Annotated in this window: 15 protein-coding genes; 4 read left to right on the top strand and 11 right to left on the bottom strand. The window is 37.8% G+C overall.

What is annotated here, in order from left to right:
- Positions 1-46: 46 nt before the first annotated feature.
- Positions 47-1849, top strand: a complete 1803-nt coding sequence (locus KN1_RS08235) for an ATP-dependent DNA ligase (RefSeq protein WP_221290612.1) — start codon at positions 47-49, stop codon at positions 1847-1849.
- A gap of 39 nt (positions 1850-1888) precedes the next feature.
- Positions 1889-2908, top strand: a complete 1020-nt coding sequence (locus tag KN1_RS08230) for an MBL fold metallo-hydrolase (protein WP_221286980.1) — start codon at positions 1889-1891, stop codon at positions 2906-2908.
- Here KN1_RS08230 and KN1_RS08225 read toward each other — a convergent pair.
- Genes KN1_RS08225 through KN1_RS08180 form a run of 10 tightly spaced genes read right to left on the bottom strand, consistent with a single transcriptional unit; the run spans position 2897 to position 12930 of the window.
- Positions 2897-4006 (bottom strand): NAD(P)/FAD-dependent oxidoreductase, encoded by a 1110-nt coding sequence (locus tag KN1_RS08225; protein WP_221286978.1) that lies wholly within the window; start codon positions 4004-4006, stop codon positions 2897-2899. The genes KN1_RS08230 and KN1_RS08225 overlap by 12 nt on opposite strands.
- Positions 4003-5382 carry a (2Fe-2S)-binding protein gene (locus tag KN1_RS08220; RefSeq protein ID WP_221286976.1) on the bottom strand — a complete coding sequence of 460 codons (1380 nt, stop codon included), beginning with the start codon at positions 5380-5382 and terminating at the stop codon, positions 4003-4005. The genes KN1_RS08225 and KN1_RS08220 overlap by 4 nt, the downstream gene beginning before the upstream one ends.
- Positions 5357-7000, bottom strand: a complete 1644-nt coding sequence (locus KN1_RS08215) for an alkaline phosphatase family protein (RefSeq protein ID WP_221286974.1) — start codon at positions 6998-7000, stop codon at positions 5357-5359. Before KN1_RS08215 ends, KN1_RS08220 begins: the two co-directional genes overlap by 26 nt.
- A 5-nt stretch (positions 7001-7005) precedes the next feature.
- On the bottom strand, positions 7006-7272 hold the full coding sequence (locus tag KN1_RS08210) for a hypothetical protein (RefSeq protein ID WP_221286972.1): 267 nt from the start codon (positions 7270-7272) through the stop codon (positions 7006-7008).
- Positions 7272-7934 carry a uroporphyrinogen-III synthase gene (locus KN1_RS08205; RefSeq protein ID WP_221286970.1) on the bottom strand — a complete coding sequence of 221 codons (663 nt, stop codon included), beginning with the start codon at positions 7932-7934 and terminating at the stop codon, positions 7272-7274. The genes KN1_RS08210 and KN1_RS08205 overlap by 1 nt, the downstream gene beginning before the upstream one ends.
- Positions 7909-8820, bottom strand: a complete 912-nt coding sequence (hemC, locus tag KN1_RS08200) for a hydroxymethylbilane synthase (RefSeq protein ID WP_221286968.1) — start codon at positions 8818-8820, stop codon at positions 7909-7911. Before hemC ends, KN1_RS08205 begins: the two co-directional genes overlap by 26 nt.
- The gene (hemL, locus tag KN1_RS08195; RefSeq protein ID WP_221286966.1) at positions 8817-10076 is read right to left on the bottom strand and encodes a glutamate-1-semialdehyde 2,1-aminomutase; all 1260 of its coding nucleotides are present in this window, start codon (positions 10074-10076) and stop codon (positions 8817-8819) included. The genes hemC and hemL overlap by 4 nt, the downstream gene beginning before the upstream one ends.
- A complete protein-coding gene (hemB, locus tag KN1_RS08190) occupies positions 10073-11083 on the bottom strand; it encodes a porphobilinogen synthase (protein WP_221286964.1) in 1011 nt (336 codons plus the stop codon). Before hemB ends, hemL begins: the two co-directional genes overlap by 4 nt.
- Complete coding sequence (locus KN1_RS08185; protein ID WP_221286962.1) at positions 11037-12269, bottom strand: glutamyl-tRNA reductase; 1233 nt, start codon at positions 12267-12269, stop codon at positions 11037-11039. The genes hemB and KN1_RS08185 overlap by 47 nt, the downstream gene beginning before the upstream one ends.
- On the bottom strand, positions 12256-12930 hold the full coding sequence (locus tag KN1_RS08180) for a precorrin-2 dehydrogenase/sirohydrochlorin ferrochelatase family protein (protein WP_225905630.1): 675 nt from the start codon (positions 12928-12930) through the stop codon (positions 12256-12258). Before KN1_RS08180 ends, KN1_RS08185 begins: the two co-directional genes overlap by 14 nt.
- 1104 nt (positions 12931-14034) lie before the next feature.
- Here KN1_RS08180 and KN1_RS08175 point away from each other — a divergent pair.
- Complete coding sequence (locus tag KN1_RS08175) at positions 14035-14745, top strand: ABC transporter ATP-binding protein (RefSeq protein WP_221286961.1); 711 nt, start codon at positions 14035-14037, stop codon at positions 14743-14745.
- Positions 14735-16096: a hypothetical protein gene (locus KN1_RS08170; protein WP_221286959.1), complete on the top strand. Its 1362-nt coding sequence runs from the start codon at positions 14735-14737 to the stop codon at positions 16094-16096. The genes KN1_RS08175 and KN1_RS08170 overlap by 11 nt, the downstream gene beginning before the upstream one ends.
- Here KN1_RS08170 and KN1_RS08165 read toward each other — a convergent pair.
- Complete coding sequence (locus tag KN1_RS08165; protein WP_221286957.1) at positions 16093-16743, bottom strand: HAD family hydrolase; 651 nt, start codon at positions 16741-16743, stop codon at positions 16093-16095. The two genes, KN1_RS08170 and KN1_RS08165, sit on opposite strands and share 4 nt — an antisense overlap.
- Between the last annotated feature and the right edge of the window lie 129 nt (positions 16744-16872).

Raw genomic sequence — 16872 nt, 5'->3', positions numbered from 1 at the left:
AGATCTCATCATCCTTATTACACTTTTTGATCAACATATTAAAATGATGGAGTTTAAACTAATCGCTGAATACTTTGATAAGCTGGAGAGAATAACGTCTAGGATACAAATTACGTCGTTATTAACAGACCTTTTTAAAAAATCTGATAAAGCTGTCATAGATAAGGTAGTATATATTATTCAAGGGAAACTATGGCCAGACTTTTATGGCTATCCCGAAATCGGTCTAGGAGAAAAACTAATGATAAAGGCACTTTCTATCGGAATTAACGTGAAGGAGGACGTTATAGATTCTGAGCTGAAGAAGATAGGTGATCTAGGTGAAGTAGCATATAGGTTAAAGAAATCAAGTGGTGGGACTACAATACTGTCATTTTTAGGGGCATCCTCTTCGTCTCCGTTAACTGTGGAAGAGGTATATAATTCTCTAAGTAAAATTGCGTTAGCTGAAGGAGAAGGGAGTAGAGATGTGAAAATCCGTTCCCTAGCCGGGCTGCTAAAAAAGGCAGACCCGTTAGAGGCAAAGTTTATCATCAGGTTCATAGACGGGAGGCTAAGGGTCGGTATAGGGGATGCTACTATAATGGATGCCCTGGCTAATGCCTTTGGTGGAGGTACCCATACTCGGCCTATAATAGAGAGGGCCTATAACTTAAGAGCTGATTTAGGCAATATCGCTAAAGTAGTAGCATCAGAGGGCATAGAAGCACTTAAGAACCTAAAGCCAGAAGTCGGAATACCGATAAGGCCTATGCTAGCAGAAAGGCTAAACGATCCGGTCGAGATCCTTTCTAAAGTAGGGGGTCAAGCATTAGTTGATTACAAGTATGATGGAGAAAGGGCTCAAATCCATAAAAAGGGCAACGATGTGTATATATTCTCACGAAGACTAGAGAATATTACTAAACAATATCCCGATGTTAGGGACTTTGTTAAAGACTACGTCGTTGCTGATGAGGTCATAGTAGAGGGGGAAATAGTAGCTGTAGATAAGGAAAGCGGTGAAATATTACCATTCCAAGAACTAATGCATAGGAAAAGGAAAAATGACATCCACGAGGCAGTAGAAGATTATCCTGTCAATGTATACTTGTTTGACCTCATGTATTATAATGGTGAGGATTACACTTTAAGGCCATTACCGGAGAGGAGAAAGAAGCTAGAGGAGATCGTAAAACCTAACGATAAATTACATATTGCACATCACATCTTTACTGATGACGTAGAGAAATTAAAGGAATATTTTTACCAAGCGATTTCTGAGGGTGCTGAAGGTATAATGGTAAAAGCCGTAGGTAGGGACTCTATTTACCAAGCCGGTGCTAGGGGGTTCTTGTGGATAAAACTGAAGAGAGATTACCAAAGTGAGATGGCTGATAGCGTGGATCTAGTAGTAGTAGGTGCTTTTTACGGAAGGGGAAAAAGGGGAGGTAAGCTAAGTTCATTATTAATGGCAGCTTACGATCCAGAGTCAGATATATTTTACACTGTATGTAAAGTAGCCTCGGGTTTCAGTGATGCAGAACTAGACGAACTGCAGAAGAAACTGACAGAAATTAAACTAGATTCAAAGGATCCAAGAGTCGAATCAGAACTTGATCCAGACATATGGGTTAAACCCAAATATGTAGCTGAAATAATAGGGGCAGAGATCACTCTATCACCTCAACACACCTGTTGTAAAGGTGAAGTGAGTAAGGAGGCGGGTCTATCTATTAGGTTTCCACGCTTTATAAGGTGGAGAGACGACAAGAGTGTTGAGGAGGCTACAACACCTCAAGAAATATTAGAAATGTACAAATTAAAACTTAAGAAGAAAGAGGAAGGAAGCGAGTCCGAGACACCTTAAAATCAAAGTTCATATATTGTTACTACATATTCTTTTACTGTGTTCGATATCCAAGAGAACGGTGCAATCTTAGTAGGTAATAATTTCGTGATAGACGGTCACCATAAAAGGCTTTTTAGGGCTGTTACTCATTTCCACGCAGACCATATAGGTGGACTAAACAAGAGTATTACGGAATGTACTAGTATAATAGCTTCCCCTATTACGTTAGAGTCCTTACAAGCTCTAGGGTATAATATACCAAAGCATAAACAGCTACCTCTTGACTACGGGATTAAAGTCGATCTCTTAGGCGAGAAAATCCAGCTAGAGAAGGCTGAACATATAATGGGTGCTTCGCAAGTAGTCGTAGAAACTGATAAAGATATCGAGATAGCATATACTGGCGACTTTAGGAACCCAGGTAAAGGTACTCCAATACTTAACCCAGACGTTTTAATAATAGACGCCACTTATGGTAGTCCGATATTCGTTAGAAAATATAAGGACGATATAGAGATGTTATTTGCGGATTATATAGCTGACTCACTACTAAAAGGCCCCGTTACTATATACGCTTATTACGGTAAGATGCAAGAAGCTATGAAAATCCTGCGAAAATATAAGGTCGATGCACCGTATATAGTAGAAGATAAGGTAGAGAAACTGACTAAGATAGCTGATAAATATGGAGAAAATATAGGGAAATATATAAATAAAAAGACAGAAGAAGGTAAAAAAATAATTAAGGATGGGTGGTACGTCGAATTTAAGCACGCTACTGAATTTAAAAAGAGGGGCAAAGGGACCACTAACTTTCTTTTGGACGGTTGGCTTATTAAGGACTTTATAAAACAAGTGGACACTAATTCATATACGATAGGATTTAGCAGCCACGGAGATTTTGAAGATACCCTGAAGTATATAGAGACAAGTACTGCAGACTTAATAGTATTGGACGGTAGTAGGAGCAAGTACGCCAAAGAATTAGCAGCCTACATAACGAAATATTTAAGGAAAAAAGTGAAAGTCCTCCCACTGGTAACAAGTACTTCCCTATCTTCCCCGTCAGATGACTAAGTTTTCCTCAATCAGCTTATTAGTCCTGAACCTGTTGGGAAGATAAGGTCTCATTTCTTCCCTCATAACTCCGTCTAAAATCAATTCAGCCATTATCTTTCCTGAATATGGTGCAAACATCATCCCATGTCCGCTATATCCTGCATTAACATAAAGCCCTTCAGGCCATTCTTCATCATACCCCATTATATGGGAACTATCGGGTGTCATCTCATAATACCCGCTCCATCCCCTCAAAATCCCTATACCTTCAGCCCCCTTAATAGTCTCTCTCACAGCTCTCAGGAAATGGGACAACTCTGCAAGAGAGTTTGTAAAGGGTAAGAAACCATAAGGTATGGGTGTTTCAGTCCCTCCTATTATTTCACCTTTCAAAGTCTGGGAAAAATAGACTTTGTTTAGTGTATCAATTACAAGGGGCTTGACTCTAAAACTAATGTCCTCTGTTATAAAAATCTCTTTTTTCTCAGGGTAGATAGGTAATTTAATCCCTGAGTTTTCTAATAGTTTACCGGTCCAGGCACCAGCTGTTACTACCACTTCGTTATCTTCTAACACTCCCCCGTGAGCTAGTTCAACACCTTTTACCCTTTCACCTTTAAACACTATTCTCTTCGCTTCGTCTATGATAATTTCGGCTTTGCCTTTTACTTCAATATAATAACTATAGAGGATATAATCGTGGTGGAAGGCCCCATCTTGTGGTGCGTAATAACATAGCCCATCATATTTGATAAAGCCAAACTCTTCGCATTCTACAAATTTTCCCCCTATTCCTTCACTACTCCATCTATTGTGTAATTTCTTTAACATTGATATTTGTTTTTCATCCCTTAATACCCATAGATACCCCGTAAAGTAAAGTAATGGGTTAAGCTTCAACTCATTGGCATGACTTAGGAGATAAGGTATAGCTTTCTTGGCGTAGTTAATGTTTTCTCTGCTGTTAAAGTGATAACGGAACCTAGAGGCGTTTCTACTACTAGACCCGAAACCTATTCTTCTCATTTCTACGATCTTTATGTCCTTATCAAAACCCTTCTTAACCAGATGATATGCTAAACTCAGACCGTGAGACCCGGCACCTACGATGATCATAGTCTCACCGGGTAAATAGGTGTCCTAAAAGAGATTAGGACTGGACTTTTCATATAATCCGCACTGGTAATTACGCATGCCTTACCCTGACATTTTCCAGTCCCCAAACCAGTGACCCTTTTCACTTCTTCCGTATCTCTCATGCCCAGTGATTTAGCGTATTCAATATCCTCGAGATATACTTCTTCACATTCACATACCACACCTTTACTCCCGTAATAATATGGGGACTCAGATAAAGAATTATTTTGAGCTTCAGTATAGTGTAATTTTTTGAATTCTTCAAGTTTATCAGGATTGTTTAGAGCTTCTCCGCTTAGAAAACTTAAATACTCGTCAACTATCCCTAGTGTTCCTCCAGTAAAGTCTACCCCGCTATTAGTTTTTATAGGTTTGTAAAGATGTCCTTCATAGGTATAAGGTATTCCCATGCTGCTTGTAACTTCTATCCTCGGCTGTTTTAGTGTTGAAAAGACGACTAGCGAGACTTCGTAAGTATTGCTTTCCGTATTTACGACGATTTTCTGGTTAGTGCTCTTGACCTCTGTTATATAATCTCTCTTTATTTCTATTCCTTTTTCCTCTATTAATTCTCTAAAATATGGTGAAAAAGAGAATTCAATATGTTTAGGTGCAAGTATTATAGCGTTATTTGCATTTAATGCTGTTTTTGCTGCTAAGTCATTAAACCCTAAAACTAATATTTTCCCGTTTTTCTCTGGGCCAAGTTTTTTAAGATAGAATTCGCGCGATACTATACCCGGTTCCCAATTTCCGTTAAAGATAGGCTTTAAGGTCCTAGCCCCTGTAGACACTACGACCTTCTTAGCGTTCACGAGGAGGAATTTGTCCCTTAGTTCAACTAGGATCCCCTCATCAAACTTCCCTATGTAATTCCCGTAGAGGACTCTCTGTTCATTTTCCTTTACCTTTTCTTTTAATCTCTTAATAATTTCATTTTTTTCAAGAAATGGAGAGGGTGAAATATCGAAAATTATATCTCCGAATAATTCGCGTGTTATTAAAAGCGATTTACTATCTAAAGTAGCGATACCAGAAGTACCTCCCCCTATAATTAGTCTCTCTATCTCTATATTTTCAATTGGCTTAGGTTTTCGGTATACGTAACTCTTAGGTAAATCTTGGAAAAAAGGTAGAAAAGGTAGTATATGAGGGTTCCTAAGTAACTTTGTCTCGTGCAGGAATTTGACGTTCACGGTGAGAGGTAAGGGAGTTTTCCTTTTAGGTTCCCCTTCAAATATTGACTTAATTTCGCCCCTTTCATCAACGAACTCAGTATAGGGCATCCCATATTCTTCATAACTTATTCCTATTGGCTTCTTCGTCCTCTTAGAATATGCGATGGGAACTTTCATATGCTTCTAACAATTTTATAATTGGTCTTCCTTCCATTTTAATATTATTTATTCCGAAAAGTTTGAGAATTGTAGGTGCTACATCGATTATCCTTGCTTGTTGAATAGTTTCAGGTCTTTTAAGTTCAGATTGCCTATACTTAGCTATTATCACACCGTAAAGGTCATTCTTCCTGAAATAGCCATGTTCTCCACTATTATTCTTATATGGTATTATAGTTTCTATTACTTCCATATCCTTTCTTACTATACTGCTGATCCCATAAAATTCCCTTATCCCTCCAATTTTTATGTCCCCCTCACGGTCTGGTGCAGGTGACTCACTAGCATATATAGATGTAAACACTTTATCATTACCATCGGTTAAGTTTTCTAAGTTCCTTACGATGTACCTTACTAGTTTAGGAAACTCCTTTAGTGAAACTACACCCTTTTCTTCTCTACCTTTTAAGTTTATCCTGATTTGTCCTCCCCCACCATAATAAGCCTTAGTCTTAGACCAGTCAATTTCGTCCTTTTCATTTATGGAAAGCACATTTATTCTTTCTAACAATTTATTTACGAATACTTTTTTCTTTATTTTTTCAACGCCGTGGTCTGAAACTACTATCACTAAGTCAGCATAATCGAGTTGCATTTTTATGAATTCATCAGCCATTAAATAACTCTGAAATACGTACTCTGAAGCTTTCTCATCTTCGATACCGTAGAGTAAGTGTTGGACGTTATCCACTACTGGTAGGTAAGTTAAGGCAAAGTCCCATTTTACATTATCTAATAAATATTTAGTGTAATTCATAAAGAAATTAAAGGTCTTTTTTACAGTTTCCACGTACTCCTCAAAGTTTATCATATCTCTATGAAGTGAAATGTGATCTCCGTCCATCATCATACCGTGAACTAGGGAGACGTCATTCCAGACTTTTTCCAATAAATTGAGGTCATTCCCCCATTTTTTGTTGTCAAAAGCTATCGGTGCAAGGTATATGTCTTTCTCCCTTGCATGCAGGAGAGTTACTCCGTTGAATTCTTCTTTACCGCATTTTCCTCTAACTAATATAGGACTACTCCACTGGTTATTTTCTATCTCTAAAGTCTTTTCACTGCTAGGTGAAGGATATGATACGTAAAACTTATTAGCTGAGGTTTTCTCTACGAGCCAAATTTTCCCTAAAACCTTGTTTTCACCTTCTGTTAATACCTTAGCATCACTGCATTTTTTCATCTTGCTTTTGTAAGGGTCTAATAGCGTGGTACCCTCTACTTTCCATCTATCAGGAAGGGCTTGAGGTGAAGAGGTAACTAGAACTTTATATCCATTCTTACCTAAATAGACCCAGATCGGGTCTGTCTTTAAAGGTTCACTCGTATATGCTGAAAGCTCATTAGATAAAGGTTTATTTTTCATGAAAACTTTAGGTGCAGTAACTCCGTTGAGTTTAGGACTATTTCCGGTAACCAAAGAAGCTAGGGCTATCGGCGTTAAAGAAGGGAAGACAGATTCTAATTTTCCGAAAAACCCCTTCTCGATTAACCCATTTACAGTAGGTAGTTTGTGCCTTATTTTCTCTACTATATGGAAAGCCATTCCATCTATTACTATTAATAAAACTTTCAATACTCTTACCCATCAACACTTGTTCTTCTTTCCATTTCGTCTTTGATGTCTTTCGGCATTATCAAATTTACATGACTCCGCTTGACCTTCCCCTTTTCGTCAAAGCTTAGGGCAAACTCATAAAGTCCATTTTTGTTCTCGAATTTTCCATAGACATCTACCTTATCCTTAAACCCTTGCTTAAATTTTAACTCTAGAGTATTTTCATCTACATCTCCTATAATTTCCTTTAAGGCTTTAAGGGTAAAGTTTCGTAAGGTAATATCATCCATTAATCATCCCTCAAAAGCTCTTTCAATAAAGTAAATACTCCATCCATATCATGTTCTTTAGCTTCATATATATTGTTAACCCCTTCTAGTGCCTTAGTAGTTGAAGGCCCTATGCTGATTACCTTAGTACACTCTTTTATGTAGTCTCTGACTAATTTTGCTATGAGAGAACTCGTAACTACTACGAATTCATACTCACATTTTGAGAGTAATTCCTTAACTTCCCTTAGGTTTTCATGGTTGATTATTAGGTCATAGTCCACTATTTGGACTATGTTAGGGTATGTTCCCTTATCCCTTTCATAACCTACTTTACTCCTGACAAGGGCTATATTTGCTTGGTCCTTAAAGTCTTCTAGTATTTTCTTAACCATCGAGTCTACCGTGTATGTGTCTGGTATCCTTACACCTTTGTCCCGATACAATTTTTCTATTGCTTTGGCTGTTGAGGGACCTACGGCGTAAATTCGCGTATTCGATCTAATTTTATCGAAGTATTTAAAACATTTTACCGCATTTACACTCGTAAACCCTATTGCCTCTGGGTTAATCGGTAAAATATGGTCTACACAGACCGGGCTCAGCACCGGAATGTTAACAATATGTATTTCGCTATTATATGGTATTTCACTACCCTCAGGTCTTAGTAGTAATACCTTCATTTTTTATCTCCTTTAGCATCTCTCTCCCTAATTTCTCACCTACCTCTTTGGGCTCTCCATTATAAACCCCTTCTACACTTATTTTTTTCCTTGTATCCACATATGTAATAATACCCTTGTATTCTTTTTCGTCTAATTCTTCTACTAATACCCCTAAAGGAGAGTGGCACCCTCCTCCGATTATGTTCAACGCAGTCCTTTCAGCTATCGCTTCACGAAAAGTCTTTTCGTGGTTTATCGGTTTAAATATCTCTTTCAAATTAGGGCTAGCCTTTCTCCCCACTATAGCTATAATTCCTTGGTTAGCCTCTGGTGTCATTACGGTCGGTTCGAGCCTATAATATTTCAAGCTTCGGAACTCACTATCATACTGAGCCATTCTTGTTATGGAGGCTTCAGCTACTATTATTGCGTCATATTCCCCGTTTTTAAGCTTCTTCACCCTTGTATCAATATTTCCCCGTAATTCCCTTACAACTAGATCCCTCCTATAAAATAATACCGAATTCCTTCTCCTAACACTACTAGTCCCGATTACTTTACCACTTTCTACACTGAAAATATCACCAGAATTTGAGATGATGACGTCATAAGGCGGATCTCTCTTGAGTACAGCGTACAATTCCAGGTCTTCAGGAGACTCGCTGAGCATATCTTTCATGCTATGCACCGCAATGTCTGCCAACCCGTCAACTACAGCTTGGTTTACTTCCTTTTCAAAAACACCTTTACCTAGCTGTGATAATGACGAGTGTTGGAATAAATCCGCTTTTGTTTTAACTTCTATGAATGAAGTCTCAATCCCTAACTTCCTCAGCTCATCCTCCACCATTTTCACTTGAATTCTACTCAGCTTGCTACCCCTAGCAGCTATTCTGATTTTCATAACTCAGTTATCACCTTCTTAACGGCCTCTAATGTAGCATTAACTATATGGGAGTTATGTACACCAGACGAGAAAATTACCTCGAATTGACTAGGCGGTATAAATACTCCTTGTTCTAGCATCTTCTGGTGTACTCTGAAATAGAAACTCTTATCTGATTGCTTTGCTTGTGTGGCGTTTTTGACTTCTCTTACGCCGAAGAATACTTGAAACATGCTTTCAACTCTGTTAAGAGTGAAGGTAATGCCCTTCTTTTCCAATAACGTCTTAAGTTCTTCACTAAAAGCGTTAGCTGAATCCCTCGCTGTATCATAGACTTTTTCTCTTTCTAACACCTCAATAGTCGCTACTCCTGCGGCCATGCTTAAAGGGTTAGCGTTAAAGGTCCCGGCATTAAATACTTTCCCCGAAGGAGTGAGTAAGTCAATAATTTCAGATTTTCCGGCCACAGCTCCTATAGGTAATCCTCCTCCTATTATCTTTCCTAAGGTCGTTAAGTCCGGTATTACGTTGAAATATCCTTGGGCTCCGCTAAGACCCAGCCTGAAACCTGTAATCACTTCGTCAAAAATTAGTAATGTATTGTATGACCTAGTCAGTTCCCTAAGTCCTTCTAAGAAGCCTTTTTCCGGTAAAATAAGTCCCATATTACCCATTATGGGCTCAACAATTACTCCCGCGATATCCTCGTTCTTTAGTTTCTTTTCAACACAGCCTAAGTCGTTATATTCACAGATTTCTACAGTATTTCTTACTAATGCTGGTATTCCGTTTGAAGTAGATACATTAAATTCTGTAGCTGCGCTCCCAGCTTCTACTAGTCCGTAGTCGTGAGCACCGTGATAATTACCATTAAATTTTAATATCTTCTCTCTGCCCGTGTATCCACGAGCTAACCTCAATGCTAGCATCGTAGCTTCCGTACCGCTATTCACAAATCTTATCTTTTGAGCTGACGGGATGTGACTAATTATTTTTTCAGCAAGCTTGACCTCAATTGGGCTCGGTGTACCGTATAACCAACCTTTTTGCAACTGTTCAATAATCTTGTTTTCCACATAAGGGTGTCTATGCCCTAAAAATAATGGGCCATATCCTAAAACATAGTCTATTAACCTTTTTCCATCTACGGTATATAGATATGCTCCTTCAGCCTTTTCTACGTAAAAAGGATACGGTTTAACAGCTGCGCGAACAGGGCTATTGACTCCACCTGCGAATAATTTTAGGGCCTCCTTCCACAAGTTCTCGCTCAAAAAGGTACCCCCTCTTTAAGCCATTCCGCAATTTTAGGTGCAAAATAGGTGATAATAATGTCGGCTCCTGCCCTTTTTATCGCAGTAGTGATCTCAAGTACAGCTGTCCTTTCGTCTATCCAACCGTTTATAGCTGCTGCTTTAATCATGCTATATTCCCCGCTTACGTGATAAGCTGCTAATGGGTAATACGGAAAATTATCTTTTACAATTCTGATCACATCAAGATACGTATGTGCAGGTTTAACCATTAGAATGTCTGCTCCTTCTTCTATGTCTAGCTCAGCTTCTTTTAATGCCTCAAAGGAGTTTCTTGGATCCATTTGGTAACCCCTTCTATCTCCAAATGCCGGTTTTGAATAAGCTGCATCTCTAAAGGGAGAATAGAAAGTTGAAGCGTACTTTACGCTGTAAGACATAATGCTTATATCCCTATAACCGTTCTCATCTAGTTTCTTCCTTATAGCCCCTACTACCCCGTCCATCATTGAAGAAGGTGCTATTATATCTGCTCCAGCTTCAGCCTGGCTAAGGGCTATCCTAGCGTGGACTTCTAAGCTTTCATCATTATCAATTATTGCTTTACCGTTCTTATTTATCACAACCCCGCAATGCCCGTGACTTATATATTCGTCCGTACACTCATCAGCTATAAGGAGTATCTTGTCCCCAAAGGTCTGTCTAAGAAGACCTAAGCTCTTCTGTATTATTCCATCTTTTGCGTAAGCTGAGGACGCAAAATCGTCTTTATATGAGGGGATCCCAAATAGTATAAAACTCCTTATCCCTAACTCATATGCCTGTTGAACAAATTTTGTTAGATAATCATTTGGTGGGTATCTGAATATTTCAGGCATACTTTCTATCTTTTCCGGTTCATTTATATTTTCTTTTACGAAAATTGGTAAGACCAGTTGAGATACGTTTATGGATGTTTGAGCTATGAGATCCCTTATTATCTTATTGTTTCTTAGTCTTCTCGGCCTTACTGTCGGAAACGTTACCATTTCCTAAGACCTCTATTAGATAGTTTAAATATTCCATCCTATTAGGAGTTTTTCTGATATCCTCTAACACCGGAGAGAAAACTTTCTTTAACAATGATGAAGACATCTTGTCTATGATTTCAGATACAGTGTCCTCAGAAATAGAACCCTGTTTGACCAGGACGTTTATAGCCTCTTGGACTTCTTCCTTCCTTATCTCCTCGATTCTACTCATAAAGAGCGATATCATCCTATTAAGGTTGTAAGTATCTATTTCTTTTCTAAACTTCTCTATTTCATTCTCTATTATTTTCCTAGCTTTCTCTATTTCGGTCATTTTCTTCTCCATTATCTGATTTGATATAGCTTTAAGGGTTTCTAGAGTTACTACGTTTCTTCCTTCAGCAATATTTGGGATAGATAAATCAATTATTAACTTTGGTCCCTCTAACCTAATTTTTTCTGGATAATAGATCGCCAAAAACACTAAGTCATAATCACGTATATCATCAAAGTTGAGTCCCTTGGCCTTGTAACCGTACCTACTGGCTACGTCTAATGCCTTACTTAACGTCCTATTGAATATTGTAACGTCGGTTGCCCCAGAGTCTTTAAGCATATGCGCAATCTTACTACCTATTTCTCCAGCACCGACTATTGCTACTCTTAAACCTTTTAACTGGCCAAACTTTTTAATAGCATAGTCGATAGCTAAGGAGTAGACCCCGGTTTTTCCTTTAGATATATCCGTTTCGCTTCTTACTCTCCTTCCGGTCTTTACAGCGGAAGTAAAAAGTAAGTCAAGTGCATCTCTTGCTATCTTTAACCTCTTACACTTCTCGGCCGTATCTTTTATTTGACCTAGTATTTCATATTCTCCAATAGCTAAAGAATCTATTCCTGACGCTACCTCAAATAAGTGCTTAACTACATCTTTACCTTGTAATATAGTAGCATCTTTAGTTATTTTGGTTTTGTGAAAAGAATCAAGTTTCTCTAGGAAGCTCTCGATATCTCCTGAATTATGTAGATAAAGGTAAGCCTCTACCCTATTACATGTTTGTAAAACGCAAACTTCTATCTCATCAGAGATTTTTAACTGTTTTAATTCATCATCTTTTATATAATGTTCATATAACTTATCAAGTCCTATTGTTTTATAAGTGTAAATTAGTGCATAATAGTTATCTAATTTAAGCTGATTCATCTATGATCTCCTCCACTCTTTTTATAGATTTATCTATCTGACCGTTTTTCACATAGTCCCTAAATCTCTCATCATTAAATACCTTAGAATACAGCGGGAACCTCTTTTTAGGGTCGTCTACCTTTGACTTTATTACTTCCTTTACTAACCCCATTACACTGACGAGCCTTTTAACTTCATCTGTCAGTACTTTTTCCTTTATTAACTCTAGGATGAACTTTGAAGATAAACTAGATTTACCGAAAGTTGTCACGGCGACGCCTATAGAGTCCTCTATGGAATACAAGGGGATTATGAAACTGGACTCTGTAGGGTCTGTCGGGTCATTGCACAACTTATTTAAGGACTTTGCCATGGTACAAAGTTTGGAATTTACCTCCCTATTGGACGTAGCGGTAACTATAATATTAAATTGTTCTAGAAAATTTACGTCTATTAACGTCATAGCGTCAGCCTTAACTAGGTTAATTCTCTTTTCTCCTTTTTTCTTTACGTCCAATAATTCTTCTGAAAAGTCTAAACTTACTACTGTTACATTTGCCCCAGACTCGATAAATTTCAAAGCCCTCTTTGTACCTACAGTACCTCCACCTACTACTAGAACCCTTAACCCTTCAACATTAAGAAAGATTGGTAAATACGTGTAATTTTGCACGTCCACTACTGTTATTATAAATTCGATTAATTTAAATTCTACTCCGTTTATTTAAATCAACATATATTCAGATTTTATAATTTTTCAATTTACTTAGAAAAATTACAGAGAAAATCTTTTAACATAATCATACTCGGTTTTAGTCCATAGCGTAACGGCTTCTCTAAAACAATTCGCCGTATCGTACAAGATAAATCGTCTTTAAAGTCTCAGGCGTATCACGTTTCAACAGAAGTAAAATCATTACCGTTATGGGAAAAATATCTTAAAAAAATCTTCATTCTCACTGCAAACAAGTTAACTTTATAAGCCTCTTCCACCTCTTTAACTCAGTACATCACTCACCACCTCGCCGAATTTTTCCCCACCGCACCTCTTGTTTTTCTTTTAACTTTTTTTGAGTAACAGTCTAATTCATATACATATACTTCCTACTTTATTTGCTTTACTCTCGTTAATAGTGAAAAATATTTAATATACCCTTGAGTAAGTATCAGTAAAATTTAAAAGTTATCGGATAATTATGGATAATTTATTTTAACTTTTTAATATAGCCACGGCGGAAAGGTCGAATATTATTACTTATACTCAGTCAAATACTAGAGGACAAGTCCCCTTCGTATTCTCGGCAAATATGCACACTTTAAGTTAAGGTTACTATTATCTGTCCTTTATAAACTGGCCAAGTATAATATTCTTAGTCAGACCTTGAGGGTTAAGGGTAAATTTTTCACAGCGTATAACGCCCTTAACTCTGTGGAAGGGGTCATAGTCAGAGGTTCTACTACATATAAACTAAACACCTTGGCCTCTAAGGTTTAAGTAAGTATAAAAAATAATTAGATAAATTGAGGTCTACCGTAACTCAATATACGGTGTCATACAAGACTCATAACTTAACTTTAACCTCCTTGAGTCTTATACTTTCTCAGATACTATAGGGCAAGACCTCTCGTCCTTCTGCCCAGAAAATGCGTACGTTTTATACCAAAGTACTCTTGCCCTATATTAACTGACCGAGTATAACCCAGTATAACACTCGTTCTTTCAATATGTGGTTTCATGAATCCGTGAATATATTTAATTATAACAGAATAGAACATCTATTATATGGATTGTATTATTGTAAATAACGTTTATAAAAAATTTGGATCGATAAAAGCTCTTCATAATTTATCCTTTTCAATCCCTTGTGGGGGTAGGTATGCCCTTTTAGGGCCTAACGGAGCCGGTAAATCTACTACAATGAAAATATTGGCCGGTCTATTGAAACCAGACCAAGGAGAGGTCTACATAAAAGGTTTGAGACCTGGAGACAAGCAGGTAAAACGGATCCTCGGTTATTTGCCTGAAGATCCCATGCCTTATAGAATACTTACAGTAAGAGAAAACTTAGAGTATATATCATCTCTGAGGGGGGTTAGTAACCCCAAACAAAGAGCCGAAGAAATGATGGATTTATTAGATTTAAGGCAGTATGAAAATGTCCAAGCAGGTAAACTGTCTAGGGGAAACCAACAGAAATTAGCTATTGCTTTAGTCCTCCTGCATAACCCTGAGATAGTCCTCCTTGATGAGCCTCTAAACTACTTGGATATACCTACCCAAGAAAGGGTAATAGGTATCCTCAAACAGATGAACGCTACCTTCCTAGTGTCTACACATATTATGTCGATTGCCACAAGACTAACAGACCATGTTATTGTAATATCCCGAGGTACAGTAATATGGAGCGGTTCGATATCTGAGCTAAGGGCTATGGGAAGAGAGGACGAACCAATAGAGAGCATAGTCGCGAGGCTGATGAGCAATGTGGGGTAAACTTATTGAATTTGTAATTTTTTCCAGGGTTCCCAAGAGGTCTCTCGCTTTGTACATAGCCCTTTCATTACTCCTTGTCATAATGACCTTGCCTAGTTATTCCCACGAGCCCCAATATATCACTAGAGAATTTTCATTATTCTCTATTTTTTACTCCACACTGCTGGTAGTAACTTCAATGTTTAATACACGGTTTGGTATGGTTTCCAAGTCAGATAGTGATTTTCTAGCAATGCTACCAATAGATGATAAGATGTTAGTTACATCGATAATTATAGGTTCATTAGTAGTAAACTTAGCGTTATCGATCTTGTTTATTTCATGGTTTATACTAGCTGTAGGGGTATACGGAATTTTTATCCCCATACTCCTGAGTTTTTCTTCCTCTTCCTTGCCCGCAATAGTATATCCTTTAGACAATAAGAGAAAAATACTTATTGCCGTTCCTTTGGCCGTTTGGTTCTTTTCAGCTTCTTTAGGGTTCCCCTTTAGCCCAATGTCTATGTTTATCGGATATCAAATACAAGGTTTTACTATTTTGTCTTTATTTTCTATTAGTCTATTTGTTTTAGCCCTCAGCCAGTTCTCGTTTACGAAGTACTCTAACGTAACTATAACGTCCGAGAAAGGTGAAGTTAAAGAACAAATTAGCTTCGAAAAAGCTAAGTCGCCCCTATTAGCTATGTTAGTGAAGAACTTGAATGTGTTAGAAATCGGTGGGAGAGTTAACTTTATGGGTACCTCGACCTACGTGTCCAGAAGGGTTAAGTTATGGCAAATATTACTGGTTACCTCACTACTAGGTGCGGGGATTTACTTTGTGTACTTGTTCAAGATATTCTCACTATCGACAATTAATTTTTATGTAATAATTATCTCTTGGTTCTTGACTGTATCCCTGTCAAGCTCAGCCCTAATTTCAGAGCCTATATGGCTAGATATTAATATAATGAGCCCCTTAGAGTTCTTTAGGAATTATTTGGTGAGTAAGGCCATTTCACTGGTCGTGATATTGCTTCCTATAGGTATTTTTGAAATACTGAGTAACCAGTTCATCCTAGGGTTAGCGACCATTACAGATTTGCCTTTAAGTGCTATATTCTTAATTTCTATAAATTCAAGGTTTTACCGTACCTCACTTCAGACCATCCAGACTTTTACGCTGGGCAGGTTTTTAGTTGCTTTCCTTAGCATAATACCTTTTGCTGTTCTTGAAGTAATAGCGTTTTTGCCACTCCCAGTAGTGTTCCTATCAGGTACATTAGCCTTAGTAATTATCAGTGTACCGTTTTTCTTCTGGGGTTCGTATTGGCAGACTACTATAGAAAAAATAGTCACTTCTGTGACCTAAGTCCCTACGCGTAGATAAGCAGTGACTTCTTTCAGACTTTTTATCCCCTCGTTTTCATAAAATGAAAACCTATTAAGTAAAATCGACCTAATTCCTGCCCTTTTTGCCCCGTACACGTCCATTTCTTTAATATCTCCAATGTGGTACTCAGGGTAACCCAATTTTTTTATCACTATACTAAAGATAGCTGGGTTAGGCTTGACTTTCCCCACTTCAAATGAGTAAACCTCAAGGTCGAAATACTTGTCCAAATTTAATTCCCTTACCACCCGTTTTGCTCTAGGTGTAGCATTAGATACTAGTGCTATGCTATAGTCGTTACTTTTTAAAAATTCCAGGAAGTCGATCGCGTCATCATAGGTGTAATATTCATCCCCTCTATCTATCTCCGATATCTTCTTTACGAGCCTCATATTATTAGGGTTAATTGACAAGTTGTAGAGGAACTCCCTCACGTCAAAAGGGTTAACCCCGTTCTGGTCTGGAAAATTATACTTAGCCATGGTATTAATATACGCTCTGTACACTTTCTTTAAGGACAAGTTTTCATAACCCTCTTCCCTGAGGACTTCATATATAAGTTCGTATTTTCTTGGTCTAAACGCTACTAACGTATCACCTAAGTCTACGGATACTATTTTGCCCATAATATGTGTAAGTGATAAGGTCTTTTTAATGTAGCCCCTATAGACTATATATACTTTTAAAGGGCCTAAGTCAAAAATCCGTGTAAACGTTCTAAACCTTGAAGTCTCATGTAGACTGTAAAACATGCT

Source organism: Stygiolobus caldivivus, assembly GCF_019704315.1.
Lineage (GTDB): Archaea > Thermoproteota > Thermoprotei_A > Sulfolobales > Sulfolobaceae > Stygiolobus > Stygiolobus caldivivus.
The sequence above is the reverse complement of the archived record's forward strand: the minus strand, read 5'-3'. Positions and strand labels throughout refer to the sequence as shown.